The following is a 24,870-nucleotide window of genomic DNA, read 5'->3' as shown; positions in this document are numbered from 1 at the left end:
CGGTCGGATTTTCGCTGTGTTCTTCACGCCCGCACCACGAAGGAACCCCATGGACGACGACCAACGTTCCTTCCTCGACGCCCTGCTCACCACACCCAGCCCTTCCGGGTACGAGACCGACGGACAGCGCGTCTGGGTGGACTACGTCTCCCAGTTCGCCGACGACGTGACGGTCGATGCCTACGGCAACGCCGTCGCAGTCCACGAAGGCTCGGGCGACGGCCCCGAAATCGCGTTCGCGGGCCACGCCGACCAGATTGGCTACATCGTCCGCGACATCGACGACGACGGGTTCGTCCGCATCGGCCCCATCGGCGGGGCCGACCGAACCGTCTCGAAAGGCCAGCACGTGACCGTCCACAACGAGGACGGCGACGTGCCCGGCGTCATCGGCCAGACGGCCATCCATCTCCGCGACGTGGGCAAAGAGGAGTACGACGACCTCGAAGAGCAGTTCGTCGACATCGGCGTCACGAGCAAAGGCGACGCCAAAGATTACGTCGAAGTCGGCGACCCCGTGACTGTCGAAGGACGAGTCCGTGACCTCGCGGGCGACCGTATCGCGGCCAACGGGATGGACAACCGCGTGGGGACGTGGGCCGCCGCCGAAGGACTGCGCGCCGCCGTCGAAGCAGACGTGGACGCCACTGTCTACGCCGTCAGCACGGTCCAAGAAGAAGTCGGCGTGCAAGGTGCGAAGATGGTCGGCTACGACCTGAACCCCGACGCGATGGTCGCCGTGGACGTGACGCACGCGACGGACAACCCGGACGTACCGGGCAAGGCCAAGGGCCCGGTCGAACTCGGCGAAGGACCATCCATCTCCCGCGGGAGCGCTAACCACCCGAACGTCGTCAAACTCGCCCGCGACGCCGCGGCGGAAGCCGACATCGACGTGCAACTGGAAGCGACCGGCACGTACACCGGCACGGACGCCGACGCCTTCTACACGAGTCGCTCCGGCATCCCCTCACTCAACATCGGCATCCCGAACCGCTACATGCACACGCCGGTCGAAGTCATCTCGACGGAGGACTTAGACGACGTGGCCGCGCTTCTCGGGGCGATGGCGACGCTCGCAGGCGACGTCGAGTCCTTCGGCGTCGAACTGTAATCGGGGACTGTCACCGGTCACAGGACGGACACCGGAACCGAGTTGGTGGCCGCTGTCACGTGGTCGCTGTCCGGTCTGTGCGTAGTCTTCTCACACGTCTCCGGGCGAAAGAAAACCGTTAAAAGTCGCCACACGGTGTTTCCACGTATGGCTGGAACTATCGAAGTACTCGTTCCCGGCGGGAAGGCGAACCCCGGTCCGCCGCTCGGCCCGGAACTCGGCCCGACCCCCGTCGACGTGCAGGACGTCGTCAACCAGATCAACGACCAGACGGCAGCGTTCGACGGCATGGAAGTGCCCGTCACCGTCGAGTACGAGGACGACGGTTCGTTCTCTATCGAGGTCGGTGTCCCGCCGACGGCCGCCCTCATCAAGGACGAGGTCGGATTCGAGACTGGCAGCGGCGAGCCCCAGAAGGACTTCGTCGCCGACATGTCCATCGAACAGCTGAAGAAGGTCGCCGAGCAGAAGTCCTCTGACCTGCTCGCGTACGACCTCAAGAACGCCTCGAAGGAAGTCGCCGGCACGTGTGCGTCGCTCGGCGTCACCGTCGAGGGCGAAGACGCGCGGACGTTCAAAGAGCGCATCGACGGCGGCGAGTTCGACGACTACTTCGACGACGAGTAATCGTCTCGCCACGTCGAACCGCACTTTCCGTCGGGCCGAGTCTGCTCGGCCCGCTTTCTCCTCTCCAGAATACGGATAGCTTCGCGTGGCTGCATGTGTCGCCGTCACACGCGAAACGGCCGAATTCGGCCGCCTCGACGCCCTTTCTTCGACGGACTTAAGTTTGGCCTACTCGTCCTGCCGGACGAGGCAGGCAGTAGCCTGTTTCACTGACCCGTAGGAGCAATCCTGCGTACTACGGAGGTGAATAATGGCAGACACAATAGTTGACGCAGTCTCTCGCGCACTCGACGAGGCACCTGGGCGGAACTTCCGCGAAACGGTTGACCTCGCCGTGAACCTGCGCGATTTAGATCTTAACGACCCGTCGAAGCGTGTCGACGAGAGTATCGTACTCCCGTCTGGCACCGGCCAGGACACCCAGATTGTGGTGTTCGCGACCGGTGAAACCGCGCTCCGCGCTGAAGATGTCGCTGACGACGTTCTCGGACCAGATGAACTCGAGGACCTCGGTGACGACTCTGATGCGGCGAAAGACCTTGCCGACGAGACCGACTTCTTCGTTGCCGAGGCAGCACTGATGCAGGACATCGGTCGCTACCTTGGTACCGTCCTCGGTCCTCGTGGTAAGATGCCGACCCCGCTTCAGCCCGACGACGACGTCGTCGAGACGGTGAATCGGATGAAGAACACGGTGCAACTCCGCTCCCGTGACCGACGCACGTTCCACACGCGCGTCGGCGCGGACGATATGGCTCCCGACGAAATCGCGGAGAACATCGACGTTATCGTTCGTCGTCTCGAGGCGACGCTCGAAAAGGGCCCCCTCAACATCGACTCTATCTTCGTGAAGACGACGATGGGTCCGTCCGTGGAGGTGCCCGCATGAGCGAATCTGAAGCTCGACAGACGGAAGTCATTCCGCAGTGGAAACAGGACGAAGTCGACGCGCTCGTCGAATTCGTCGAATCCTACGAATCCGTCGGTGTCGTGGGCGTCGCGGGCATCCCGAGCCGCCAGCTCCAGGCCATGCGCCGCGAGCTTCACGGCTCGGCTCAGGTGCGTATGAGCCGTAACACGCTCGTGAACCGCGCGCTCGACGAAGTCGACGACGGCTTCGAGGAACTCAAGGAGTACGTCGCCGGACAGGTCGCCCTCATCGGCACGAACGACAACCCGTTCGCCCTGTACAAGGAGCTCGAGGCGTCGAAGACGCCCGCGCCCATCAACGCTGGCGAGGTTGCCCCGAACGACATCGTCATCCCCGAGGGTGACACGGGTGTCGACCCGGGTCCGTTCGTTGGCGAACTCCAGCAAGTCGGAGCGTCCGCCCGCATTATGGACGGCTCCATCAAGGTGACCGAAGACTCCCACGTCCTCTCGACGGGCGAGGAAGTCTCCGAGGAACTCGCGAACGTCCTGGCAGAACTCGGTATCGAGCCCAAGGAGGTCGGTCTCGACCTTCGTGGCGTCTTCTCCGAAGGCGTCCTGTTCGAACCCGACGAACTCGCCATCGACGTGGACGAGTACCGCGCCGACATCCAGTCGGCCGTCGCCGCCGCGACCAACCTCTCGGTCAACGCGGTCTACCCGACCGCTCAGACCGCGCCGACGCTCATCGCGAAGGCGACCAGCGAGGCCAAATCCGTCGGTCTGTTCGCCAACATCGAGAGTCCGGACTTCATGCCGGAACTCATCAGCAAGGCGGACGGCCAGCTCCGGGCACTTGCCGCCCAGATCGACGACGAAGAGGCACTCCCTGAGGAACTCCGCGGCGTCTCCGCGCAGAGCGCGGAACCCGCAGCGGAAGACGAATCGACCGACGAAGAAGAAGCAGAAGCAGACGCCGAAGAGGCTGACGCCGACGACACCGACGAGGAAGACGACGGTGACGCAGGCGACGCTCTCGGCTCGCTGTTCTAACAACACACAACGAGGAACACAACAATGGAATACGTCTACGCCGCACTCATCCTGAACGAGACGGAAGAAGAGATCAACGAAGAGAACATCACCGCAGTCCTCGACGCCGCTGGCGTCGATGTCGAAGAGTCCCGCGTCAAGGCGCTCGTCGCCGCGCTCGAGGACGTCGACATCGAAGAGGCCATCGAGACGGCCGCCGCTGCCCCCGCTCCCGCGACGGGCGGCGCTGGTGGCGAAGTCGAGACCGCTGACGATGACGACGAAGAGGAAGCCGCCGAAGAAGAGGCCGCTGACGAAGACGACGACGAAGACGAAGAGGCAGACGGCGAAGGCCTCGGCGCTCTCTTCGGCTAAACCCTCGCGAGACACACGCCGCACACGCGGCACGACTCGCTTCCCAATTCTGCATTTTTCTTCGTTCCCGGGAGCGGCAGCGCTCGGTGTCGACTCACGTTGGTCGTCTGCCGACCCAGCATAGCCGTAGGTTCATACCCAATCACGGGGCCACCTCGATGCGATGTCGTTCACTGGGGCACTCGGACTCGTCACCACCGAGCCGACTATGGCCGTCGTCACTGGTGTCGTGGTCGGTGTCGTCCTCGGGACGTGTTCCGGCCTCGTCCCCGGCCTCCACGCCAACGCGTTCGCACTCCTGCTGGCGAGCGTCGCGTCCAGCATCCCCGGCCCACCAGCCGCAATCGCCGCCGCCATTCTCGCAGCGGCCACGGTCCACACGTTCCTCGACGTGGTTCCCGCGTTGGCACTCGGCGTCCCAGACGCGGCGCTCGCACCCGGCGCGCTCCCGGCCCATCGACTCGTTCTCGGCGGGAGAGGCCGCGAAGCGTTGCGACTGTCTGCACTCGGGAGCGGTGCCGCCCTCTGTCTCGCCGTCCCACTCGCACTCCCGATTACCGAGGTGATGGTCGGTGTCTACCCAGTCGTTCGCGACTCCCTGTGGGCCGTTCTCGGTGCCGTCGTTCTGGCGCTCGTCTGGGCCGAACCGACACTGCGTGGGAGACTCGCGGCGGCGGGGACAGTGGTCGCTGCGGCGGGACTGGGATTCGCCGTTCTCGACAGGACATTTGCCGGCCCGCTCCCGGTTGGCGGCGTGTTGGCCCCACTCTTGGCCGGTCTGTTCGGAGTTCCAGTCCTCCTCGACGCGCGCGATGGCGCGGGCGTCCCACCACAGGGTGATACGACGCTCGCGACGAGTCGACGGGCAGTCGCTCGCAGTATCCTCGCTGGAACCGGCGGGGGCGCATTCGTCGGCTATCTCCCCGGCGTCTCCGCTGGGATTGCAGGGACACTCGCACTCGCAGTCCTCCCTGCACGCGACCCGGACCAGTCGGCACGGGCGTACGTCACGGCGACGAGTGCGGCCACGACGGCGACGACAGTGTTCGCGCTGTTCGCGTTGGTCGGGCTGGGAACCCCGCGAACCGGTGCACTCGTCGCGCTCACGGCCGCCGACCTCCCGTCCGGTCTCTGGGTTGCAGTCCCGGTAACTGTCGTCGCCGGCATGGTCGGCGCGATGTTGGTCCCACTCCTCGGTGACCGGGCGTTGGTGCTCGTGGGGCGATTCGACCAGCGGCGACTCGTCACCGTCGTCTGCGTCTTTCTCGTCGTGCTCTCGTGGGCGTTCGCGGGCGTGGGTGGCGTCGCCGTCCTCGTCGTCGCCGCACTCGTTGGCTACGTTCCAGTGTCCCTCGGATGCCGTCGCGTCCACCTGATGAGTGTCCTCATGGGACCGGTAGCACTCGGATGAGTCGTGTCGACGTGGGACACAGATTACCCCCACTGGAACCCGGAAAGACAACGGTTAAAAGTCGTGCGCCGGTTTGTGAGCGTATGAGCGAGTCCGAACAGCGACACGCGCACCAGTGTGTGTCCTGTGGCATCAACATCGCTGGCATGAGCGCAGCGACGTTCAAGTGCCCCGACTGTGGCCAGGAGATTTCGCGTTGTTCCAAGTGCCGCAAGCAGAGCAACCTCTACGAGTGCCCCGACTGCGGGTTCATGGGTCCATAAACATGGGAAAAGTAGCCGCTAAAATCAAGGTCATGCCGAACAGCCCCGAGCTGGACCTCGACGACCTCGAGGACAAGCTCGAAGACTCCCTCCCCGAGGGTGCGAAAATCAAGGGCTTCGAACGCGACGACGTCGCGTTCGGCCTCGTCGCACTCCTGCCGACGGTCATCGTCCCTGACGACGCCGGCGGCACCGAGGCCGTCGAAGAGGCGTTCACCGGAGTGGACGGCGTCGAGTCCGTCTCCGTCGAGAACGTCGGCCGTATCTAACTGTACGACCACCCTTTTACAGAAAACCCGTCCCGCTGAGCGACCGCGTCGGCTCTCGTGCGGTTTCAGCGGCGTTCCATCACGTAGATGCCGAGGACGACTCCGAGTATCAGACCGCTCATCACGCCGAGCGTGAGCGAGTTGCCGATGACGCCAGCGATTCCGCCGATGAGAATCCCAGCGGCGAGGCCGATACCGAACTGTTCTGCGCTGTGACTCGACCCCGAGCGGTCGTCGGAATCGACCATCACGTGGTCCATGGGCTCGGCGGGCGTCTGTTGGTGGATGGCCTCTGCGCTCAGTGACACTGATTCTTGGGACATATGTAATGATTCATCGTCTTAGTCTATAATCCTTGCTCGGGTTCCCAAAAGTCGAAAACGAACGTTTAGCCACCTCAGACGACTGTCTTCGAGAGATGAACGTGAGGGTGAGACGCGCTTAGAACGCCGCAGAGAACGCCTGCTGGAGGTCGGTTTTCATGTCGCCGATGTGCTCGATGCCGACCGAGACGCGAATGAGTCCGTCAGTGAGTCCCGCTTCGAGACGCTCTTCTCGCGGAATGGCGGCGTGCGTCATCGCCGCAGGCTGTTCGATGAGACTCTCGACGCCACCGAGACTCTCGGCGAGCGTGAACACCTCCGTCTCCTCGACGACGGTCGACGCCTGTTCGAGCGTGCCGTCGAGTTCGAACGAGAGCATGCCGCCGAAGTCGTCCATCTGCTCGGACGCGAGTTCGTGCTGTGGGTGGGAGTCGAGGCCGGGGTAGTGGACAGTCTCGACGGCCTCGTGGTCGTCTAGCCAAGCCGCGAGTTCGCGGGCGTTGTCGCAGTGGCGGTCCATCCGGACGGGGAGCGTCTTCGTTCCACGGAGGACGAGGAAGCAGTCGAACGGTGACGGTGTCGCGCCGACGGAGTTCTGGTAGAATCCTATCTCTTCGTCGAGTTCCTCGTCGTCGGTGACGAGTGCGCCGCCGACGATGTCGGAGTGGCCGCCGAGGTACTTCGTCAGCGAGTGTGAGACGATGTCCGCGCCGTATTCGAGCGGGCGCTGGAGGTACGGCGTGGCAAAGGTGTTGTCGACGGCACAGAGCGCGTCCACCTCGTGTGCGATGTCCGCGAGAGCGTCGATGTCGTTGACGCGCATGAGGGGGTTCGTCGGCGTCTCGACCCACACGAGCGCCGTCTCGTCGCGGACGGCGTCGCGGACGGCGTCGTGGTCCGTCGTCTCGACGAAGTCGAATTCGAGGTCGTATTTCTCGTAGACCTGCGTGAAGATGCGGTGCGTGCCGCCGTAGACGTCGTTGCCGGCGACGACGTGGTCGCCCGCTTCGAGGAGGTTGAGAACGGTGTTGATAGCGCCCATCCCGGAGGAGAACGCGCGACCGTACGACCCGCCTTCGAGCGCCGCGAGGTTCGATTCGAGGTCGGTCCGTGTCGGATTGCCCGTTCGGGAGTATTCGTACCCGCGGTGGTCGCCGGGTCCGTCCTGCGCGTACGTCGAGTTCGCGTAGATAGGCGTCATGAGCGCGCCCGTCTCCTCGTCGGGTTCTTGGCCGGCGTGGATTGCGCGCGTCTCGATGCGTCGCTCGTCTTCAGACATACGCGAATCCCCGCGCCCGCTCGGGTTAAGTCCGTCCCTCCCGCGCGACCACGCGGGAGACACACACGCGCGGTTCGTAACGTGCAATTTATAATGGCGACGCAAGTATTCGTTCTCACGACTATGCCGAGCTCCAATGGTCCAATGAAGGGGACGCGAGGAAAGCTCTCGAACAAACCGCGCGAGCGCGGTACTTCGCCGCCGCAGCGCTCTATCGCCGAATTCGAAGACGGTCAGAAGGTCCACCTCAACCTCGACCCGAGCGTGCGCGAGGGACGCTTCCACCCACGCTTCAACGGCCTCACCGGTGAGGTCGTCGGAAAGCAGGGACGTGCGTTCAAGGTCCAGATCAACGACGGTGGCAAAGAGAAGTTGGTCATCGTCCGGCCCGCTCACCTGCGCGCCCAGAAGTAAGCGATGACCATCTTCAAAGAGAAGCTCGACGAGGAGTATCTGACCACGTCTGAGGTCAAAGAACTCCTCGCCGAGGTTGAGGCGGAACGCGCTGCCGACGAAGAGCGCGAGATGCGCTACGAACTGGCGCGTGCAATCGAACACGTCAACCGGTTCGCCCACCTCGACCCCGAGGAATCTCGCGAACTCGTCGAGGAGCTCGCCGAACTCGAGAAGGTCGACGGCCCCACCGCAATCAAAATCGCGGACCTCCTGCCGGAGTCCCGCGACGAACTGCGTGCGGTGTTCGCCCAGCAACGGTACGCACTCTCTGGCGACGAACTCGACGAGATTCTCAACGTCGTCGCCAAGTACGTCTGAACGGGCGACGACGCGGCCAACTATTTAAATAGCGCCTCGTCGTATCTACTGACATGACTGCATCGGAGAGCGATGACGCCGAGGCAACGGTCGAGTACGCCGTCTTGCTCGACGTACTTCGGCACGGGCGTCAAGACGACGGCAGACGGCGGTTCGACGCCGACCCCATCGCGTACGCACTCGACGAGTCGAATTTCCGCCTCCTCGAGTTGACGCTGGCGGAAGACGCAGACGTGAGCATCGGTGACCGCGTCGTTGTGTCACCGGTTGCAGACCGCGAAACCGTCAGGCAGGTCGAGCGGTTGTCCTACGGCGACCTCTCAAACACGGCGGACTCCGAGTTAGAGTACGTCGTCGCAGACATCGTCGACGCCAACGAAGCGCGCTTCGTCGACTTCTACAACGACGCCCAACCCATCACGCTTCGCCTGCACCAACTCAACTTGCTCCCCGGCATCGGGAAGAAACTCCGGGACAAGATTCTCGAAGAGCGGAAGCGCTACGGGCCGTTCGAGTCGTTCGAAGACCTCCAAGAGCGTGTCTCGGGGCTTCACCACCCGAAAGAAGTCGTCGTCGAACGCATCCTCGAAGAACTTCACGGTAACGACGTGAAGTACAAGACGTTCGTGCGAAACGACCAATAAGCGGAACGGGACTTTTACCCGCACTCACGCGTTAGGACCGCCAATGACGAGCGACGGCAGCGAACAGGTCCGTGCGTCCGGCGCGCGCGACCCGGACGCACTCATCCGCCGGGCAGGCGTCCGCGGTGACCCCGACCGAGACCAGCACTTCCTCGTCGACGACCGCGTCGTCGACCGAATTCCGACGTACCTTCCCGAGGGGACAGACCTGTCTCACGTCCTCGAAATCGGCGGCGGCCCGGGCGTCCTGACCGACCGACTGCTCGAGGTTGCCGACCGCGTGACGGTCGTCGAACAAGACGAGACGTTCGCCGCACACTTGCGCCGCGAGTTCGCCGAGGAAGTCGAAGACGGCCGTCTCACAGTCGTCGACGGTGACGCACTGGAAGTCGACCTCCCCGAGTTCACGGCGTGCGTCTCGAACCTCCCGTACGGCATCTCCTCGGAGATAGCGTTCCGCCTCCTTCCGCGCGGCAAACCGCTCGTCCTCATGTTCCAAAAGGAGTTCGGCGAGCGAATGGCCGCCGAGTCGGGAACGTCCGAGTACGGTCGTCTCTCGGTGAGCGCCCAGCACTACGGCGACGTACACGTCTGTGAAATCGTCCCTCGCGAGGCGTTCGACCCGCAACCGGCGGTCCAGAGCGCTATCGTCCGTGTGACCCCACGTGCGCCCGACTACGAAGTCGACGACGAGGAGTTCTTCCTCGACTTCGTGAAGGCGTTGTTCACCCAGCGTCGTAAGACGATTCGCAACGGCATCCGAAACACGGCACACATCTCTGGGTTGGTCGACCCCGACGCCGTCGTCGAGGCGGCGGACGAAGACGTGCTTCGGAAACGTGCCGGAAACATGGCACCCAGCGAGTTCGCCGAACTCGCCCAACTGGCCGCTGACGTCGGCTTGTAAGTCGTGTCACGCCCCGCGTTCGTATCGAATATGTCTCCCACACCTTCCCTGTCCACGACGTTGCCCATGTCCTCCACACTCCCTCCGTCCACCGTGTCCACTCACGTACCGACGACAGTCACACTCCAGAACATCGTCCCGATAGATTTCGCGACGTTGTTGCCGTCGGTCGAACTCCGTCTCGTCGCGAGCGTGCTCACTATCGCCGCCATCGTCACTATCTGGGCCCTCGGTGCGCGACTGCACGACGTCGACACCGAGGGATTCTCGTCGGCCCTCTGGCACCTCACCGTCACGCTGTTCCGCCTCGTCGGCGTCGTCTTCGGCGGGGCGTTCCTCTTCTTGATTTGGTCGAGTTCTGGTGACATCGCCACGCTCTCCCAACAGTACGGCCTCGGGACCGACACACTCGTCCAGATTGGTCTCTCGGCAGCGTTCCTCGCAGGAGCGTACGTGGTGACCACCGTCCTCGGGCGACTCATCAAGGAGGTTGCGAGCACTCGCCCGGAGATATCCGACCACCAGCGTGAGATTATCTTTCGTCTGGCGCAGGTTTCGACCTACCTCGTCGCGTTCGTCGTCATCCTCGGCGTCTGGCAGGCAGACCTCGGCGGTATCCTCGTCGGGGCGGGATTCCTCGGTATCGTCGTCGGGATGGCCGCCAGACAGACGCTCGGGGCACTCATCGCGGGATTCGTCCTGATGTTCTCTCGCCCCTTCGAAATCGGCGACTGGGTCGAAGTCGGAAACCACGAGGGCATCGTCACCGACATCACGGTCGTGAACACCCGAATCCAGACGTTCGACGGGGAGTACGTCATGATTCCGAACGACGTGGTGAGTTCCGAGAGCCTCGTCAATCGGAGTCGGAAGGGTCGACTCCGCCTCGACATCGAAGTCGGCGTCGACTACGAGGCAGACCTCGACCACGCCGCGTCCGTGGCACAGGAGGCAGTCGAGGAACTCGACGAGACGCTCTCCGTGCCGCAACCCCAAATCGTCGCCAAGCGGTTCGACGACTCCGCCGTCGTCCTCGGCGTGCGGCCGTGGATAGACCGTCCGACCGCCCGCCGAAAGTGGCAGACCCAGACTGCGGTCATCGGGGCCGTTCGAGACGCCTTCGAGGAAGAAGATATCACCATCCCGTTCCCACAGCGCGAACTCTCGTCGCGAGACCAGTCGGGGCCGATTCCGCTCACCGAAGAACCGTCGCGGGGGACCCCCGAGACCAACGGACGTTCGGGCGCGTCAGATGGAGGGGACCGATGACCGACCTCGCAGAGCGACGGGGGATGAACACCACTGTCTACCAACCGGCCGAGGACTCTGGACTCCTCGCACAGGCGGCTATCGGACGTGTCTCGGGGCGTGTCCTCGAAGTCGGCACGGGGTCCGGGTGGGTAGCATCCCAACTCGTCCAGAAGACGGACGCCGACGTTGTCGCGAGCGACCTGAACCCGCACGCGTGCAGACAGGCGGCCGAACGTTCTGCGAAACTTCGCGACGACGGTCACCGCGGGTTCGACGTCGTCCGTGGTAACCTCGTTGACCCCTTCTGCGACGACTCGTTCGACGCCGTCGCGTTCAACCCGCCGTACCTCCCGGAGGACCTCGAAGCGGCACGCGACGACTGGATGGAAGTCGCACTCACTGGCGGAGAAGACGGGCGCGAAATCATCGACCCCTTCCTCGACACCGTCGGTCGAGTCCTCAAACCAGACGGAGAGGTACTCCTCCTCGTGAGCAGTCTCACCGGGTACGACGCGGTACTCGCTCGGGCCGAGGCGAACGGATTCGGGCACGACGTCGTCGTCCAGGAGTCGTACCCCTACGAGACGCTCACGGTCCTCGCCCTAAAATAACTGTGGTGCATTTGTCCATACAGGAAATATTATACGCCGTCATTTCTTAGCGGCGAGTGATGACTGAACTCGTCTCGACGACACCGGGGCTGTATCCCCTCCCGGATTGGGCGAAACAAGACCTCTCCGACCTCAAAGGCCACCAGAAGCACGACCTCATCTCCGGCGACGAGGGTCCGGACATCGTGAGCGCCTACGACCGCGCCCGCGAGGAAGTCGTCTCCGAGCAAGTCGACGCTGGCCTCGACCACGTCGTCGAAGGGCAACTCCGCTGGGACGACATGCTCGCGCACCCGCTGACGGTCCACGAGAACGTCGAGACCGGTGGTATCGTCCGCTACTACGACAACAATAACTTCTACCGCGACCCGCAGGTCCGCGGCGAACTGACGTTCTCCGGCGACGTGGCCGCCGAACTCGAGACGACGACCGACCTCCTCGGCGACGAGCCGCTGCAGGCCGTCCTCCCCGGCCCCTACTCCCTCGCGGACCTCGCCACCGACGAATACTACGGCGACGAGGCAGACTTCCTCGACGCAGTCGGCGAATTCCTCGCCGGCGAAGTCGACGCCTTCCCGGAACACGAGACGCTGTTCCTCCTCGAACCCTCTCTCGTCGAGTCGCCGCCGGGCGACGACATCGACGCGCAGGTCCCCGAAGCTATCTCGGCCGTCGCGGACGCGACTGACGCCAACGTCGTCGTCCACACCTACTGGGGGTCGCTCGAAGAGAAGGTCTACGCCCACCTGATGGACGCGGACGTGGACGCAATCGGCTTCGACTTCGTCGCCGGCGACCGCGACCAGACGTTCTACAACATCAACGAGTACGGCACGAAAGACGACATCGCTCTCGGCCTCGTCGACGGCCAGAACACGTTGGTCGAAGACCCCGAGACGGTCCGCGAACGCGTCGAGTGGACGCTCGACCGCGTACAGAACAAGACGTTCGACACCGCGTACGTGACCTCTAACACCGAACTGTTCTACCTGCCGGAGAACCGCGCCACGGAGAAACTCAGCGCCCTCGCTGCTGCGACCGACGAAGAACTGGAGGTGGAAGCATGAGTCGAGGCGTCGAGAACCGCGAGCAGTTCCGCCCCGAGAACCACGAGAACGAGCACTTCCTGCTCACGACCGTCGTCGGGTCGTACCCGAAGCCCAAGTGGCTGAACCGCGCGAACGACCTCGCAGAGGACCCGGACTCCAAGTTCACCCAAGAGCACCTTCACGAGGCGCACGACGACGCCTGCCGGGTCATCACGAACGAACACGAGCGCTCTGGTCTCGACACGGTGGTCGACGGTGAGATGCGCCGCGAAGAGATGGTCGAATACTTCGCCCACCGGATTCCGGGATACGAGTTCAACGGCCCGGTGAAGGTCTGGGGCCACAACTACTTCGACAAGCCCTCCGTCGTCGGCGAAGTCGAGTACGACGAACCGTGGTTAGTCGACGAGTTCGAGTTCACGCGTGACGTGGCCTCCAAGCCGGTCAAAGTCCCCATCACCGGCCCGTACACCCTCGCCAGTTGGTCGTTCAACGAGCACTACGACTCGGAAGCAGACCTCGCCTACGCGCTGGCCGACCTCGTCAACGAGGAAATCGAGCAACTCGTCGAGGCGGGCGCGACCTACATCCAAATCGACGAACCCGCGCTGGCGACGACACCAGACGACCACGCAATCGTCGGCGAGTGTCTCGAACGCATCGTCTCGGGTGTTCCGGACGAGGTTCGCATCGGTCTGCACGTCTGTTACGGCGACTACTCGCGTATCTACCCCGAACTCAACGACTACCCAATCGACGAGTTCGACGTGGAACTCTGCAACGGTGGCTACGAGCAGATAGACGTGTTCACCGACCCCGAGTTCGAACCCGACCTCGCCCTCGGCGTCGTGGACGTGCACGACGCAGACGTCGAGTCGGTCGAAGAGATAAAAGAGAACATCAAACAGGGTCTGAAGGTCGTCCCGCCGGAGAAACTCACCATCTCGCCGGACTGCGGTGTGAAACTCCTCCCCCGTGAAGTTGCTTACCAGAAGATGGAGAACATGGTCACGGCCGCCCGTGAGGTCGAAGCAGAACTCGACGCTGGCGAAATCGACCTCGACGCACCGGTCCAATCGGCCGACTGACTCGTCCGTCTCGCTGGCGCAGTAACTCTTTTCGAACCAAAATGCGTCCGGTTCGTGTCCGTTCTTTCATTCGATACCACCACGAGTTCCCGCTGTTCAGCGCCTCAGGATTGTCAACTGAACAAAACATTACGCGAGTTTATATTGGAATGCGTTGTCATATCATATGGTGGTGAAATGTGACAAACACACCAGCAGCGGGTGAACTGAGCGACGAGCAACACTGGTTCCCGGTGGCTCGCCGGAGTGTACTGCGCGCCGCGGGGGCATCGGCGCTGCTCTTCGGAATGGGAGCGGGGACGACAGTCGCACAGAGTGACGAAGATGGACAGGGGGAGACGCCACAGGACGACGGGAACGGTGACGACGACTCCCAGATGGACGGACTAGACCCGATATTCGGGCTCGCATCGGCAGGACCGAATCCCTGTATGGGGGACGCGAGCGAGGACTGCTTCGAGTCGTTCGACGTGCAACCGGTACACGAGGTCGAACTGCACATCGACCTGCCAGAGGAAGTGTTTCCCTTTACTGCACCGGGTGTGCTCGACCAATCGACGATTGAGAACATCAATGCCGCCATCGCAAGCGGCGAAGTCGATGTAGACGAACTCGACGACCCGGAGATGGAGGTTACAGCCCAGACACCGGAAGGAGAGGTTACGTTGACCGTCGAAGAGATTGCAACGGCCCTCGCCGGCACCCTCGCGTTCCACTTCGAGCCGACGGGGCTCGCTGTCGAACCGGGTGACGTGGTTCTGTTCAGTGCAGAGACACCTGACCACGGCTTTACTGTCTTCCACGAACGCCATGGACGACAGAACCGTGTCCCTGACGGTGTGGGGCCAATCTCGTCCCCACTCATTCCCGTCGGGGGATACTGGCTCTACCAGTTCGAAGCCGAGGGCGTCTACGACGCGTACTGTCCACCACACGAACCGTTTGGGATGGTGATGCGCGTCGTCGTCGGTGACGAGTCGATGCCAGACGACGACAGTATGGACGACGGAGCGGACGTGGACTCAGAATCCAACGGGGACAACGGCGACGACACGGACGACGGTACCGACGAAACCGAAGAGATGGACACCGGTCGCCCACCGGTCGAGATGAACATCTTTTCGGCCTTCGTTGGCGGACTCGACTTGGACCTCCCCAGTTCGGCAGCGGTCTTCGAGTCGTCCCTCCTTTCGCCAGAGAACATCGTCAGCGAGGGAACGGTCTCGTGGGACGCCATCGTCGAAGCGTACCGCAGCGGAGACAGTGAGTCCGAATAACGCGTCAGACAGACGCTTCGGACGACATTTTTTGTAGACACTCGGTCGAGTGAACTCTCATCGCTTTCGTTTCCGCTTCGAGTCGGTGTAGCCAGGGGTTAGACCCACTCGCTTTCGTACGCCGGGCCGGTGTATTCGCTGTCGCGAGTGGCCCCTCGGTACTCGGGAACTCGCCACGTTCCGTCTGACCCCCGGACGAGTGGGAGTTCGGTCCCCACTGCGTCCGATATCTCGTCGGGGAAGACGCCACACGCCGCGGCGACTCGTTCGAGTCGCGACTCACCGGTCAGCTGGTTCGGAAACGGGACCCAGAGGCGTGCTCTCCTGTCATCGGGCGTCGCGAGTGCGAGGTCGAATCTGACACCATCGTTCAGCGAGAACCGCGAGAAGCCGTGTTTGCCCCGTCGTCGTTCCGGCACGACGGCAGTGACGACCGCAGAATCGACGTGGTCGAGGGCACGAAGTCCTGCGACCTTGAGTTCCACGTCACGGATGTCGGTCGGACCGAGGACGACCGGCCGGGCCAGCGCCAGGGCGTTCGTCGCAAGTCGCGCAGTGACCCACGCAGCGACTGCCGTCGCCCCGAGCATCGCAACCGCTCCCACGAAGAATATCACCAGCAGTGTGACGAGGACGAGTTCCAGTTCCACCATGTCCTCTCTTTCGCTGGCGACGAGCAAAGCGATTATTTGCGCCAGACCTGACGGTCACGACCTGTAGAGGGTGTCGTCGTCGCACTCTACCGAAGCGGCCGATGATACCACGACACACACTTAGACGACGAGACGTTCACTTCGGTAAAGAGCGCGGACGAGCGGCGACCACCGGAGATGGCCGTCGCTCCGTCGGGAGAAAACGTGGAAAATCGAGACGAGAACTTACTCGTAGAGCCAGGTCTCGTCGATACGCTCGTAGTCGACCAGTTCGTCTTCGTCGAAGAACAGGTCGATTTCACGCTCGTTTGCGCCCTCGTCCTCGTTGTCGGAGCCGTGGATGACGTTCCGACCGAGGTCGAGTCCGTAGTCGCCGCGGATGGTACCGGGTGCGGACTCTGCGGGGTCGGTCTCGCCCATCATGCGGCGGACCTGACGCGTCGCGTCCTGTCCTTCCCAGACCATCGCAAAGACGGGTCCGGACGTGATGAAGTCGACGAGGCCCTCGAAGAACGGCTTGCCTTCGTGCTCGCCGTAGTGCTCGTGGGCGAGTTCCTCGCTAATCTGCATGAACTTGCCGCCGACCATCTTCAGACCGCGCTCTTCGAAGCGGGAGACGATGTCACCGATGAGGCCACGCTGGACGCCGTCCGGTTTGACCATCACGAAGGTACGCTCGGCGTCGGACATCAGTTGTCCTCCTCCGTGCGACCACGTGCGCGTCGACCGGCCTCCGTCCACTCGAGGTCACGGGCCTCGCGACCGAGGAAGTAGTTCTTCTCGGCCTTCGAGTTCTTGAAGTGGAGGATGGTTCCGTCGACCTTGACGTACATCGTACCCGTTCCGGGTTCGATCTCTTCACCGCTGTAGTCGCAGGTTCGTTTCTCGACCATCGTTATTGCCCTCCAATGGAGTCGGCGTCACGCTGGGTCTCGCGGAGCTGAAGGATGTCGCCCTCGCGGACAGGACCCAGCACGTTTCGCGTGATGATACGGCCCTTGTTGGAGCCCTCACGGATGCGGCATTTGACCTGCATGGCCTCGCCGTGCATCCCAGTCTTTCCAACGACTTCGATGACTTCCGCGGGCGTCGAGTCGCTGGCTTGTTCGTCCGCGCTCATGGTCGGTTATCGAAGGTCCTCGACCTTAGTCGCGATGTCCTCGACATCGTCGGACGCCTCGCCAGCGTCGACGATAGCGGCCGCGGCACTGCCGACTTCGAGGCCGGCGGCGTGGCCGATATCGTCCTGCGTCTCGACGAAGATGAACGGGATACCCTTCTCGTCTGCGAGTTCGGGGAGGTGCATGACGATCTCCTCGGGGGAGACGTCCTCCGCGATGAGGACGAGCTGGGCGTTGCCGCGCTCGATGGACTTGGTCGTTTCGTTGGTTCCTTTCTTCACGATGCCGGTATCTCGGGCGACCTCGAGCGCCTCGACGGCGCTGTCAGCGAGGTCGGCCGGTACGTCGAAATCTACGTAGACTGCCATTGTTGTTCACCTAAATCCTGCTCGCGGGCTCGACTCCCTCGCCGGCGTCACCAGTCGGTCGGAATCGACCGGTGGGCACAATCCCTACGGCGAGGAGGTTCATCAACCCCGGACAGGCTGTAACCATTCCTTGCTTCGGACCCCATAAAAGCGCTTTCAAAATCTCGACGGCGTGGTACGCGTCCGCACGCCCCGGGAATCGGCGTTCTCGGTCGCGAGAAATTCGGTGAAGAATGATGCAAATTCACCCCGAAGAAATCGAACCATCACCCCTTACGAGTCACGCCACTCCCAAGACGACCCGACCGAAGGAAGTGAATACACTCGCCGGGAAACGAGGGGTATGACCAGTTCTGGGGAGGACGCTCGGTCCGGCGACGGTGCCGAAACACTCGACGTGGAGTCGCTCGCTGCCGACCTCCGTGAGGAAGCGATGGACACCGACCAGCGTCGTCTCCTCGTCTTCGCCGGTGCCCGAGACGCCGGCATCGACGCCGCGTTCGACGTCGTTCGCGGAGCGGACGTTCCGGACGACGAAGTGACGTTTGTCACGACTCGCGACGGATTCCGGTTCGACCGAGTCGAACCGCGGCAGGCGTCACACCTCCTCGGGACCACGCGCACCGTCGTCGTCCTCGACGCGCACGAGGACTTCTCGGCCAACACACTCGGCCGCGTCGCCGGCACTGTCGACGGCGGTGGCCTCCTCGTCCTCCTCACACCGTCCCTCGACGAGTGGGTCGCGCGACGCGACTCGTTCGACGAACGCCTCGCCGTCCCACCGTTTACTACCGCGGACGTGAGCGACCGCTTCCGTGGTCGACTCGTCTCGACACTTCGCGACCACCCCGGCGTCGCGCTCGTGGACCTCGACACCGGCACCGTCGAACGCGACGGCGCGTACAGGCAGGGAATCACGTTCGACACGTCGCTTCCGACCGTCCCGAGAGAACGGCGATTCCCACGTCGTGCCTACGAAGACTGTCTCACCGCCGACCAAACTGACGCACTTGCGGCACTCGAAGCACTCGCTGAACCCGATAACGCCGTCGTCGTCGAGGCGGACCGCGGGCGCGGAAAGTCCAGTGCGGCGGGCCTCGCCGCCGGGAGTCTCGCTGCCGAGGGACGCGACGTGGTCGTCACCGCCCCCGGCCGACGCAACGCCGCCGAGGTGTTTGTCCGCGCCGAGCGACTCCTCAGAGAACTCGACCTGTACGACGCCGAGAGTGCCGACGAGTTCGACCTCTCGTCGTCGCGTGGAGGCCGCGTCCGATACGTCCCGCCGACCGAGGCGGGGGCCGTGGCGGCAGATATCGACGCCCTCGTCGTGGACGAGGCTGCCGCGCTCCCGGTTCGGCTTCTCACGTCGTTCCTCGACGCGCCGTCGGTGGCGTTCTGTACGACTGTCCGCGGGTATGAGGGTGCCGGACGCGGGTTCGCCGTCAGATTCCGTGACCGCCTCGACGACTCAGACCACGAGGTCACTGACGTGCGACTCGACGACCCGATTCGCTACGCCGCTGGCGACCCCCTGGAATCGTGGACCTTCCGGGTGCTTCTGCTCGATGCTCGTCCACCGGTCGCCCAGTTGATTACCGAGGCGGCCCCGCAGAACGTCGAGTACCAGACGCTCACCCCGAACGAACTCCTCGCCGACGAACACCTCTTGCGAGAGGCGTTCGGTCTGCTCGTCCTTGCCCACTACCGGACCGAACCAGACGACTTAGCCCGCCTCCTCGACGCGCCCAACCTGACGCTGCGTGCACTCACCTACGAGGGCCGAATCGTCTCTGTCGCCTTGCTCGCACGCGAAGGTGGTCTCGATGCGGAGACCCGCCGCCACATGTACGACGGTGGTCGAATCCGCGGGAACATGCTCCCCGACGTGTTCACGAGTCAACTCCGCGACGAGGACGCCGGCGTCCCGGTGGGCTATCGCGTGATGCGAATCGCGACGCACCACGCCGTCCGGTCGTCGGGACTCGGGTCACACTTGCTCGCAGCGATTCGTGGTGAATTCGCCGACGACGTGGACTACCTCGGTGTCGGGTTCGGTGCGACGCCCGAACTCCTCTCGTTCTGGCGCGAGAACGACTACGGCACCGTCCATCTCTCGACCACCCGGAACGACACGAGCGGCGAATACTCCGCGCTGATGGTGCTTCCACTCTCGCCAGCGGGCCACGCCCTCCACGATAGACACACAGAGTGGTTCGTCCAGCGCATCGGCGACGTACTCGGGGACGCACTCTCGGACCTCGACCCAGACGTCGCGCGCGCCGCACTCGCTTCTGTCGGGTACTCTTCGGAAGGTGGGTCTGACGACGACGCGGACGACGAACCGTCGCTCTCTGACTACGAGTGGCGCGTCGTCGTCGGAGCATCCTACGGCCCCGGCCTCTACACGACGGCACCGGGTGCGTTCCGTCGCCTCGCGCTCACGCACCTGACCAACCCTGAGCGTGTCTCGCTCTCCGACCGAGAGGAGCGTCTACTCGTTCGGAAGGTGTTGCAGACCCACCCGTGGCCTGCTGTCGCCGACGAACTCGACTTCCACTCGACTGCGCAGTGCATGCGCGCCCTCGGAGACGCCCACGAACCCCTCGTCGACGAGTACGGCGGCGAGGTGGCGCACGACGAACGCTCGCGATATCTGTAGACGGCGGCCAGTGGTTCTCGGCGGTACACCGATAGTCGTTCGCGACGATGGTCGACTATGGCCGAGTGTAGCGAAGACGGGTGTGAGAACGTCGCCGCGGTCAGACTCTACATTCCATGGGACGCCGACAGAGACGTCTGCACAGCACACGGACGGGCATTCGTTCAGCAGGACGGCGTCGTCGCTGAACCGCTCGATGGCGCAGAAAAGGACTGGTCGTAGGGGAGACGATTCACCGGAGTGAGACGGCCATCATCACTTCGTCGACGTACTCACCGTCTATCTTGTAGTGATTCTCGCGGACCGCTTCTGTCTCCCATCCGTGGCCTTCGAGGAACTCGATTGCCGTCTCGTTGGTCGCGGGGACGCTGTTGTACAGTTTCTCGAATCCGTGGTCGCGTGCCCACTCGACGCCCGTGTCGAGGAGGCGACTCCCGATACCGTGGCCACGGTATTCGGGTCGGGTCCCGACGGTGAGAACGGCGGTGTGACTCAGTTTCTCGGCTTCGGGCAAGTCGAGGTGGACCCATCCCGCGAGTTCGTCTTCGACGGTGGCGACGAACACCATCCGTGAACTGACCTCGTTGTGGCGGAGAACGACCTCTTCGTGGTCGAGGACGTCCGCGACTGTCTCCGCTTCGATGTAGCGTCCTTCGTCGGCGACTTCGTGGATAGCGTCTACGAGACTCTCCAAGTCGACGTTCTGGGCCATCCGAATCGTCACATCCAAGTCGCCGAGTTCGACTGTCTGTTCTTTCTCGGGGGCGTACGCCACCTCGACGTGCTTTCCGACCTTTCGGATGTACCCGTCTCGTCGCAGAATCGTCAGGTGGGCACCGAGGGCCGCCGGGTCGAAGTTGAGTGCGCGTCGTACCTCGTCTTCTCTGACGGTGCCGTGACTCTCGATGTACTCGTAGATGTCCTTGCGGTCTTTGTGACCGAAGTTAAGACTGTCAGTTACTTCCATGGTACACAATCACAGGCATGGTTAATAATTGTTGTTCGTGATGAATTGAGAGAACGTCTGGTTCGAACTCTCGACTGTCGAGAGCGGACTGTCGCGGGGAACTGAGAGATTCCTCGGTAGTGAGGAAGCGAGAACCTCAGTACCGTGCGGGCACGCAGGTCAAGAGTTGGGCCGTGTCGCGGACGTTGTGCGTCCTGAGAAGCACCTCCGCTGCCTCGCGGATGGTGAAGTCGGCGTCGAGTTCGACGCCGTAACACCGAGCGTACAGCGTCAACCAGTCGTTGAGCGCGCGGTGGAGGAGTCGGAACTCCTCGCGCGTGAACTCGACCATCCGCCCGCCGGTTCGCGCTTCGATGTAGAGCGAGACTGCCGGCCCGACGCCGTCGCGGGCGCACACCAGCGCTCGCTCGTCTGCCGCGGATTCGTCCGGTGGGTCGAATCGCTCGCGGGCCTGCCGAGCCTCGGCTGCGAGAGTCCGAACGCGTTCGCCGAACCGGACGTGCTCCGGGTCGCGTTCCCGGCCATCCGGTCGACGCTCGTCGCCCTGTCGCGCCGACTGTACTGTGTCCCCAGTCACGACGTCATCCCCACTTGAACTCGACGCCTTTGTCACCGCGTGGATGTGTCCACTCGGTATCGGCGACGACGGCGCACGTGCCGCACTCGACACACGGTTGCGTGTCGAGGCTGACGACGCGTTCTTCGGACCCGTTGGTTCGCACGAGTTCTTCGCGGTAACACCCACCGCCGAAGTCCACCGCGGAGACGGGGCAGGCCGCCACGGCGGCACCACTCGCCTCGTAGGAGTTGTCGAGGACTGTGATGTGCGGGTTGCCGATGTCGGTGTCGTAGGTCAGGTCGCCGATGCGTTCTTCGAGACTCGGCGGGGTGACAGAACTGGTCTCACGGACCGGCGTGCCGAGTTCCTCCGCGATGACCGTCGGGAGCGTGACGTAGGGCGTCTGCGTGTCCGGAATCATCGACGAGAGCGCCGGGACGTTGTAGAGGCGTTCGAGTTGACCAGAGAGCGCTCGGATGCCGGCGCGGCCCACGAAGGACGTGAGGACACTCTCGACGAGGTCGGTGACCCCGTCGTCTTCGGTGACGCCGCGGAACATCTCGTACCCGCGCGGGCGGAGTTTCTGCATCACGCCTTCGCTCCTGAGTTTGTGCGCGTAGCGCGTCCCCGCCTTCTCGGGTTCGTTGCGGGACTTCGCCTGCGCGTACGACTCGGCCGCGAGTGCGCCCGCGGTGACGGCGTGGTTCATTCCCTTGATGATGGGTCCTTGCGCTTGCATCTGGCCGGCGGCGTCGCCGACGACGAGGAGTCGACCGAAGTGCGGTTCGCGCAGTGCAACCTTCTTCGAATCGGGGACGAGTTTCGCGCTGTACTCCAGCTCCGTGTAGTCGTCGCCCAACCACTGCGCGAGGAGTGGGTGGGTCAACATGGCGTCGAGGAGTTCGTGCGGTTCGGCCTGTTCGGCCACGAGACTGTCGAGGTGGAAGACGGTCCCCAGCGACAGCGTGTCGCGGTTCGTGTAGAGGAACCCACCACCGCGAACGCCCTGGAACAGGTCGCCCGAGAACAGGTGGGCCGCGCCTTCGTCCTCGCCCACGTCGAATCGGTTGGCGATGACGTCGTTCGGCATGTCGACGACGGCTTTCACGCCCTGGAACCACTCTTCGGGTTCGTCCCAGTCCATCAAGCCCGCGTCGCGGGCGAGTTCGGAGTTCACCCCGTCGGCGGCGACGATGACGTCCGCCGTAATCGGGTCGAGTTCGTCCGTCTCGACGCCGACGATTTTCCCTTCTTCGCGGAGCAGGCCGGTGACGTGGACGCCGGTCAGGAGGCCACCGCCCGTCGCGCGCGTCCGTTCGTGGACGCGTTCTTCGAGCCACGAGTCCATCTTCCGTCGAAGGACGGAGTCGGACCACTCGGTGTCGTGTTCGTGGAGTTTCGTCAGGTCGAACGACTCCACCTTGTCGCCGGCGAGGTTGTGGATGCGGTACTTCGTAATCGGCCGTTCCGACGCCTCCTCGCGGAATCCGGGGAAGAGGTCGTCGATGGTGTAGGGCGCGGATTCCTCCGCGTAGATGAGGCCACCAGAGACGTTCTTCGACCCCGCTTCGACCCCGCGTTCGAGGACGAGTGTCTCGATGCCGTAGTTCGCGAACGTCGCTGCTGCCGCCGCGCCGCCGGGACCTGCCCCGACGACGAGTGCTTCGTAGTGTTCGTAGTCGCTCATTGTGAGTCACCGTGTTCGCCTGCGACGCCTCCGTCGCTTGCCACCGCTGCCTCGAATCGTCCTTGTTTCAACGCCTCCGTCAGTCGCGGGAGTACCTCGAACAAGTCCCCCTCGATGAAGTAGTCGGAGAAGTCGCGGATGCGCGCGTCGGGGTCGGTGTTGATGGCGATAATCGTGTCCGACTCGTCTACACCGACCTTGTGCTGTATCGCGCCGGAGATGCCCGCCGCGATGTACAGTTTCGGGGCCACGACCTGTCCAGTCTCGCCGATTTGTCTGTCTTCGTGGGTGTACTGTTCGACGTGGCCGTCGAACTGGAACGACCCGGTGACGATACCACGCGTGACGCCGACTTCGGCGTCTTCGAACTGGTCTGCGAGTTCTAACGCCAGTTCGACGCCTTTCGTCGGGTTGTCGCCGATACCACGGCCGAAGGCGACGATGACCTCGTGGCCGGTCAGGTCGATACCCTCGTCCAACTGGTCCCACTCGGTCACGGAGATGCGGAACCAGTCGTCGTCGAGTGGCGCGTCGTGTTCGACGACGATGCCCTCGCGCTCTGGGTCGGTCTCGGGGATATCGAAACTCCCCGGGATGACCGACCCACCCTGTGGGTGGAACTCGCGTCGCGGGTTGTCGAGACACAGAATCGTCGAATACTCGAACCCGGAGAAGTCGGGACGCTTCATGTGCAAGACGCGCTCGAACTCTTTTTTCTCACCGGCCACGCCGGTCTTGACCGGGTTCGAGATGACCTGGTTCTCGATGTAGAGTCCCGAACAGTCGCTCGCCAGACCGGAGTCGAGTTCGGCCTGCACCAGCGCAGAGAGGTCACGACCGTTGTTCGTCGCCGGGAAGAGGGTGTACCGCGGTTTGTCGTAGTCGCGCCACTCCTCGTCTCGGCCGTCTACCACCTCGCCGCGGTTGTGAGTCGCCCCGGCGCGGGCCATATCGCAGAATATCTCGGTGTAAGGCTTGTGCTGGAAGCGTTCGAGTCGGTCGTCTTCGCGGACGACCACAACGTCCGCCCCGTAGGCGACGACGTCGTCGACGTGCTTCGACACGTCCGACCCGATGAGGACGGCGACGACGCGTTCGTCGGCGTCGTAGTCGTCGTTGTACTGGTCCATCAGTTCGCGGGCTTTCCCGAGCATCTCTTTCGACACGTCGACGAGTTCGCCGGCCTGCGTCTCGCAGTAGACCCACATATCTTCGTAGACGCCGCCGTGGAGTGACCGGACGTGGCGCTTGTCGCGCGTCGGGTGGTCGAGGTCTGGATGCCGCTCTTCGGCGGTCCGTTCGTCCTCTTCGTCGACCATGACCTCCTCGTCGCTTCCCTGCACGGAGTCGATGCGCTTGTTGATGAGTCGCTTGACCGCACCGCGGTCCTCACCCGCCTCTTCCGCTTCGAGGAGCGCTTCGAGTTCGTCTACTTCGTCGATGCTCTGGAGGGCGTTCCCCACGTCTGCGGTACTCATCGACGCGAGGTCGAGGCTCCCTGCGTCTTCGGGTTCCTCTTCGTCTTCGGAGAACTTCTCGATGCGACTCTGGATGAGTGCGATGACCGGGTCGCGGTTCTGGCCGCGGTGTTCCTTCTGGAGAATCTCCTCTAACTCGCCCACGTCGTCGATATCTTTGAGCGCCGGGCCGAGTTCCGAGATATCGTACTCACCCGGGTCGAAGTCAGACATG

General features: G+C 63.4%; 30 protein-coding genes. 19 read left to right on the top strand and 11 right to left on the bottom strand.

Annotated elements, in window-relative coordinates; translation table 11 throughout:
* The first annotated feature begins 49 nt into the window (after positions 1 to 49).
* The 8 genes from GJR96_RS10775 (at position 50) to GJR96_RS10740 (ending at position 5,961) form a co-directional block, all read left to right on the top strand.
* Positions 50 to 1,114: a M20/M25/M40 family metallo-hydrolase gene (locus tag GJR96_RS10775; RefSeq protein WP_151162932.1), complete on the top strand. Its 1,065-nt coding sequence runs from the start codon at positions 50 to 52 to the stop codon at positions 1,112 to 1,114.
* 147 nt (positions 1,115 to 1,261) lie between these two features.
* Positions 1,262 to 1,741: a 50S ribosomal protein L11 gene (locus GJR96_RS10770; protein WP_151162931.1), complete on the top strand. Its 480-nt coding sequence runs from the start codon at positions 1,262 to 1,264 to the stop codon at positions 1,739 to 1,741.
* A 250-nt stretch (positions 1,742 to 1,991) separates the two neighbouring features.
* Positions 1,992 to 2,630, top strand: a complete 639-nt coding sequence (locus GJR96_RS10765) for a 50S ribosomal protein L1 (protein WP_151162930.1) — start codon at positions 1,992 to 1,994, stop codon at positions 2,628 to 2,630.
* Positions 2,627 to 3,664: a 50S ribosomal protein L10 gene (locus GJR96_RS10760; RefSeq protein ID WP_151162929.1), complete on the top strand. Its 1,038-nt coding sequence runs from the start codon at positions 2,627 to 2,629 to the stop codon at positions 3,662 to 3,664. The genes GJR96_RS10765 and GJR96_RS10760 overlap by 4 nt, the downstream gene beginning before the upstream one ends.
* Before the next feature lie 24 nt (positions 3,665 to 3,688).
* Complete coding sequence (gene rpl12p, locus GJR96_RS10755; protein WP_151162928.1) at positions 3,689 to 4,018, top strand: 50S ribosomal protein P1; 330 nt, start codon at positions 3,689 to 3,691, stop codon at positions 4,016 to 4,018.
* A gap of 163 nt (positions 4,019 to 4,181) precedes the next feature.
* On the top strand, positions 4,182 to 5,429 hold the full coding sequence (locus tag GJR96_RS10750) for a tripartite tricarboxylate transporter permease (RefSeq protein ID WP_151162927.1): 1,248 nt from the start codon (positions 4,182 to 4,184) through the stop codon (positions 5,427 to 5,429).
* An 83-nt stretch (positions 5,430 to 5,512) separates the two neighbouring features.
* The gene (locus GJR96_RS10745) at positions 5,513 to 5,692 is read left to right on the top strand and encodes an HVO_2753 family zinc finger protein (protein WP_004042997.1); all 180 of its coding nucleotides are present in this window, start codon (positions 5,513 to 5,515) and stop codon (positions 5,690 to 5,692) included.
* 2 nt (positions 5,693 to 5,694) lie between these two features.
* The gene (locus tag GJR96_RS10740) at positions 5,695 to 5,961 is read left to right on the top strand and encodes an elongation factor 1-beta (protein WP_058572111.1); all 267 of its coding nucleotides are present in this window, start codon (positions 5,695 to 5,697) and stop codon (positions 5,959 to 5,961) included.
* A 65-nt stretch (positions 5,962 to 6,026) separates the two neighbouring features.
* Here the strand turns inward: GJR96_RS10740 and GJR96_RS10735 are convergent, their stop codons facing one another.
* Positions 6,027 to 6,284: a hypothetical protein gene (locus GJR96_RS10735; protein WP_151162926.1), complete on the bottom strand. Its 258-nt coding sequence runs from the start codon at positions 6,282 to 6,284 to the stop codon at positions 6,027 to 6,029.
* Positions 6,285 to 6,402: 118 nt separating this feature from the next.
* Positions 6,403 to 7,563, bottom strand: coding sequence for a cystathionine gamma-synthase (locus GJR96_RS10730; RefSeq protein WP_151162925.1), 1,161 nt, complete (start codon positions 7,561 to 7,563; stop codon positions 6,403 to 6,405).
* A 123-nt stretch (positions 7,564 to 7,686) separates the two neighbouring features.
* Between GJR96_RS10730 and GJR96_RS10725 the strand changes: the two genes are divergently transcribed.
* The 9 genes from GJR96_RS10725 to GJR96_RS10685 all read left to right on the top strand — a co-directional run bounded on the left by GJR96_RS10725 (position 7,687) and on the right by GJR96_RS10685 (position 15,164).
* The gene (locus GJR96_RS10725; protein ID WP_058572115.1) at positions 7,687 to 7,977 is read left to right on the top strand and encodes a 50S ribosomal protein L21e; all 291 of its coding nucleotides are present in this window, start codon (positions 7,687 to 7,689) and stop codon (positions 7,975 to 7,977) included.
* Positions 7,978 to 7,980: 3 nt separating this feature from the next.
* Positions 7,981 to 8,337: an RNA polymerase Rpb4 family protein gene (locus GJR96_RS10720; RefSeq protein ID WP_058572108.1), complete on the top strand. Its 357-nt coding sequence runs from the start codon at positions 7,981 to 7,983 to the stop codon at positions 8,335 to 8,337.
* 53 nt (positions 8,338 to 8,390) lie between these two features.
* On the top strand, positions 8,391 to 8,981 hold the full coding sequence (locus GJR96_RS10715; protein ID WP_151162924.1) for a DUF655 domain-containing protein: 591 nt from the start codon (positions 8,391 to 8,393) through the stop codon (positions 8,979 to 8,981).
* A 43-nt stretch (positions 8,982 to 9,024) separates the two neighbouring features.
* On the top strand, positions 9,025 to 9,888 hold the full coding sequence (locus GJR96_RS10710; RefSeq protein WP_151162923.1) for a 16S ribosomal RNA methyltransferase A: 864 nt from the start codon (positions 9,025 to 9,027) through the stop codon (positions 9,886 to 9,888).
* 66 nt (positions 9,889 to 9,954) lie between these two features.
* Positions 9,955 to 11,157, top strand: coding sequence for a mechanosensitive ion channel family protein (locus GJR96_RS10705; protein ID WP_151162922.1), 1,203 nt, complete (start codon positions 9,955 to 9,957; stop codon positions 11,155 to 11,157).
* Positions 11,154 to 11,750 carry a HemK2/MTQ2 family protein methyltransferase gene (locus GJR96_RS10700; RefSeq protein WP_151162921.1) on the top strand — a complete coding sequence of 199 codons (597 nt, stop codon included), beginning with the start codon at positions 11,154 to 11,156 and terminating at the stop codon, positions 11,748 to 11,750. The genes GJR96_RS10705 and GJR96_RS10700 overlap by 4 nt, the downstream gene beginning before the upstream one ends.
* 59 nt (positions 11,751 to 11,809) lie before the next feature.
* On the top strand, positions 11,810 to 12,817 hold the full coding sequence (locus tag GJR96_RS10695) for a 5-methyltetrahydropteroyltriglutamate--homocysteine methyltransferase (protein WP_151162920.1): 1,008 nt from the start codon (positions 11,810 to 11,812) through the stop codon (positions 12,815 to 12,817).
* A complete protein-coding gene (locus GJR96_RS10690) occupies positions 12,814 to 13,887 on the top strand; it encodes a methionine synthase (protein WP_151162919.1) in 1,074 nt (357 codons plus the stop codon). Before GJR96_RS10695 ends, GJR96_RS10690 begins: the two co-directional genes overlap by 4 nt.
* Before the next feature lie 179 nt (positions 13,888 to 14,066).
* Positions 14,067 to 15,164 carry a cupredoxin domain-containing protein gene (locus GJR96_RS10685; protein ID WP_151162918.1) on the top strand — a complete coding sequence of 366 codons (1,098 nt, stop codon included), beginning with the start codon at positions 14,067 to 14,069 and terminating at the stop codon, positions 15,162 to 15,164.
* 98 nt (positions 15,165 to 15,262) lie between these two features.
* Here GJR96_RS10685 and GJR96_RS10680 read toward each other — a convergent pair whose 3' ends face one another.
* The 5 genes from GJR96_RS10680 to rpl7ae form a co-directional block, all read right to left on the bottom strand.
* Complete coding sequence (locus GJR96_RS10680; RefSeq protein ID WP_151162917.1) at positions 15,263 to 15,817, bottom strand: hypothetical protein; 555 nt, start codon at positions 15,815 to 15,817, stop codon at positions 15,263 to 15,265.
* Between the two features lie 225 nt (positions 15,818 to 16,042).
* Complete coding sequence (gene ndk / locus GJR96_RS10675; RefSeq protein WP_058572099.1) at positions 16,043 to 16,507, bottom strand: nucleoside-diphosphate kinase; 465 nt, start codon at positions 16,505 to 16,507, stop codon at positions 16,043 to 16,045.
* Entirely contained in the window at positions 16,507 to 16,710 is a 204-nt protein-coding gene (locus GJR96_RS10670; RefSeq protein WP_151162916.1) for a 50S ribosomal protein L24e, read from the bottom strand. Before GJR96_RS10670 ends, ndk begins: the two co-directional genes overlap by 1 nt.
* A 2-nt stretch (positions 16,711 to 16,712) precedes the next feature.
* Positions 16,713 to 16,937 carry a 30S ribosomal protein S28e gene (locus GJR96_RS10665; RefSeq protein WP_004060228.1) on the bottom strand — a complete coding sequence of 75 codons (225 nt, stop codon included), beginning with the start codon at positions 16,935 to 16,937 and terminating at the stop codon, positions 16,713 to 16,715.
* A 6-nt stretch (positions 16,938 to 16,943) separates the two neighbouring features.
* Complete coding sequence (gene rpl7ae / locus GJR96_RS10660; RefSeq protein ID WP_058572097.1) at positions 16,944 to 17,306, bottom strand: 50S ribosomal protein L7Ae; 363 nt, start codon at positions 17,304 to 17,306, stop codon at positions 16,944 to 16,946.
* A 343-nt stretch (positions 17,307 to 17,649) separates the two neighbouring features.
* On the opposite strand from rpl7ae, the gene tmcA reads away from it, so the two are divergent.
* Positions 17,650 to 19,965: a tRNA(Met) cytidine acetyltransferase TmcA gene (gene tmcA, locus GJR96_RS10655; protein WP_151162915.1), complete on the top strand. Its 2,316-nt coding sequence runs from the start codon at positions 17,650 to 17,652 to the stop codon at positions 19,963 to 19,965.
* A 57-nt stretch (positions 19,966 to 20,022) separates the two neighbouring features.
* Positions 20,023 to 20,187 (top strand): hypothetical protein, encoded by a 165-nt coding sequence (locus GJR96_RS18130; RefSeq protein ID WP_191965847.1) that lies wholly within the window; start codon positions 20,023 to 20,025, stop codon positions 20,185 to 20,187.
* 10 nt (positions 20,188 to 20,197) lie between these two features.
* Here the strand turns inward: GJR96_RS18130 and GJR96_RS10650 are convergent, their stop codons facing one another.
* The 4 genes from GJR96_RS10650 to GJR96_RS10635 all read right to left on the bottom strand — a co-directional run bounded on the left by GJR96_RS10650 (position 20,198) and on the right by GJR96_RS10635 (position 24,869).
* Positions 20,198 to 20,932: a GNAT family N-acetyltransferase gene (locus tag GJR96_RS10650; RefSeq protein WP_151162914.1), complete on the bottom strand. Its 735-nt coding sequence runs from the start codon at positions 20,930 to 20,932 to the stop codon at positions 20,198 to 20,200.
* 136 nt (positions 20,933 to 21,068) lie between these two features.
* On the bottom strand, positions 21,069 to 21,509 hold the full coding sequence (locus GJR96_RS10645) for a hypothetical protein (RefSeq protein WP_151162913.1): 441 nt from the start codon (positions 21,507 to 21,509) through the stop codon (positions 21,069 to 21,071).
* Between the two features lie 4 nt (positions 21,510 to 21,513).
* A complete protein-coding gene (locus tag GJR96_RS10640; RefSeq protein WP_151162912.1) occupies positions 21,514 to 23,178 on the bottom strand; it encodes an FAD-dependent monooxygenase in 1,665 nt (554 codons plus the stop codon).
* Positions 23,175 to 24,869 carry an electron transfer flavoprotein subunit alpha/FixB family protein gene (locus tag GJR96_RS10635; RefSeq protein WP_151162911.1) on the bottom strand — a complete coding sequence of 565 codons (1,695 nt, stop codon included), beginning with the start codon at positions 24,867 to 24,869 and terminating at the stop codon, positions 23,175 to 23,177. The genes GJR96_RS10640 and GJR96_RS10635 overlap by 4 nt, the downstream gene beginning before the upstream one ends.
* Between the last annotated feature and the right edge of the window lies 1 nt (position 24,870).

The organism is Haloferax litoreum (assembly GCF_009674605.1).
GTDB classification, from domain to species: domain Archaea; phylum Halobacteriota; class Halobacteria; order Halobacteriales; family Haloferacaceae; genus Haloferax; species Haloferax litoreum.
This window is presented reverse-complemented; position numbering and strand designations above follow the sequence as displayed.

Coding starts and splice junctions, on each gene's coding strand:
- GJR96_RS10710 (WP_151162923.1), top strand. CDS start 9,025: ATGACGAGCGACGGCAGCGAACAGGTCCGTGCGTCCGGCGCGCGCGAC.
- tmcA (WP_151162915.1), top strand. CDS start 17,650: ATGACCAGTTCTGGGGAGGACGCTCGGTCCGGCGACGGTGCCGAAACA.
- GJR96_RS10680 (WP_151162917.1), bottom strand. CDS start 15,817: ATGGTGGAACTGGAACTCGTCCTCGTCACACTGCTGGTGATATTCTTC.
- GJR96_RS10705 (WP_151162922.1), top strand. CDS start 9,955: ATGTCCTCCACACTCCCTCCGTCCACCGTGTCCACTCACGTACCGACG.
- GJR96_RS10650 (WP_151162914.1), bottom strand. CDS start 20,932: ATGGAAGTAACTGACAGTCTTAACTTCGGTCACAAAGACCGCAAGGAC.
- GJR96_RS10665 (WP_004060228.1), bottom strand. CDS start 16,937: ATGAGCGCGGACGAACAAGCCAGCGACTCGACGCCCGCGGAAGTCATC.
- GJR96_RS10640 (WP_151162912.1), bottom strand. CDS start 23,178: ATGAGCGACTACGAACACTACGAAGCACTCGTCGTCGGGGCAGGTCCC.
- GJR96_RS10695 (WP_151162920.1), top strand. CDS start 11,810: ATGACTGAACTCGTCTCGACGACACCGGGGCTGTATCCCCTCCCGGAT.
- GJR96_RS10750 (WP_151162927.1), top strand. CDS start 4,182: ATGTCGTTCACTGGGGCACTCGGACTCGTCACCACCGAGCCGACTATG.
- GJR96_RS10730 (WP_151162925.1), bottom strand. CDS start 7,563: ATGTCTGAAGACGAGCGACGCATCGAGACGCGCGCAATCCACGCCGGC.
- GJR96_RS10740 (WP_058572111.1), top strand. CDS start 5,695: ATGGGAAAAGTAGCCGCTAAAATCAAGGTCATGCCGAACAGCCCCGAG.
- rpl7ae (WP_058572097.1), bottom strand. CDS start 17,306: ATGGCAGTCTACGTAGATTTCGACGTACCGGCCGACCTCGCTGACAGC.
- GJR96_RS10715 (WP_151162924.1), top strand. CDS start 8,391: ATGACTGCATCGGAGAGCGATGACGCCGAGGCAACGGTCGAGTACGCC.
- GJR96_RS18130 (WP_191965847.1), top strand. CDS start 20,023: ATGGCCGAGTGTAGCGAAGACGGGTGTGAGAACGTCGCCGCGGTCAGA.
- ndk (WP_058572099.1), bottom strand. CDS start 16,507: ATGTCCGACGCCGAGCGTACCTTCGTGATGGTCAAACCGGACGGCGTC.
- GJR96_RS10745 (WP_004042997.1), top strand. CDS start 5,513: ATGAGCGAGTCCGAACAGCGACACGCGCACCAGTGTGTGTCCTGTGGC.
- GJR96_RS10775 (WP_151162932.1), top strand. CDS start 50: ATGGACGACGACCAACGTTCCTTCCTCGACGCCCTGCTCACCACACCC.
- GJR96_RS10735 (WP_151162926.1), bottom strand. CDS start 6,284: ATGTCCCAAGAATCAGTGTCACTGAGCGCAGAGGCCATCCACCAACAG.
- GJR96_RS10670 (WP_151162916.1), bottom strand. CDS start 16,710: ATGGTCGAGAAACGAACCTGCGACTACAGCGGTGAAGAGATCGAACCC.
- GJR96_RS10725 (WP_058572115.1), top strand. CDS start 7,687: ATGCCGAGCTCCAATGGTCCAATGAAGGGGACGCGAGGAAAGCTCTCG.
- GJR96_RS10720 (WP_058572108.1), top strand. CDS start 7,981: ATGACCATCTTCAAAGAGAAGCTCGACGAGGAGTATCTGACCACGTCT.
- GJR96_RS10690 (WP_151162919.1), top strand. CDS start 12,814: ATGAGTCGAGGCGTCGAGAACCGCGAGCAGTTCCGCCCCGAGAACCAC.
- rpl12p (WP_151162928.1), top strand. CDS start 3,689: ATGGAATACGTCTACGCCGCACTCATCCTGAACGAGACGGAAGAAGAG.
- GJR96_RS10770 (WP_151162931.1), top strand. CDS start 1,262: ATGGCTGGAACTATCGAAGTACTCGTTCCCGGCGGGAAGGCGAACCCC.
- GJR96_RS10700 (WP_151162921.1), top strand. CDS start 11,154: ATGACCGACCTCGCAGAGCGACGGGGGATGAACACCACTGTCTACCAA.
- GJR96_RS10760 (WP_151162929.1), top strand. CDS start 2,627: ATGAGCGAATCTGAAGCTCGACAGACGGAAGTCATTCCGCAGTGGAAA.
- GJR96_RS10765 (WP_151162930.1), top strand. CDS start 1,992: ATGGCAGACACAATAGTTGACGCAGTCTCTCGCGCACTCGACGAGGCA.
- GJR96_RS10635 (WP_151162911.1), bottom strand. CDS start 24,869: ATGTCTGACTTCGACCCGGGTGAGTACGATATCTCGGAACTCGGCCCG.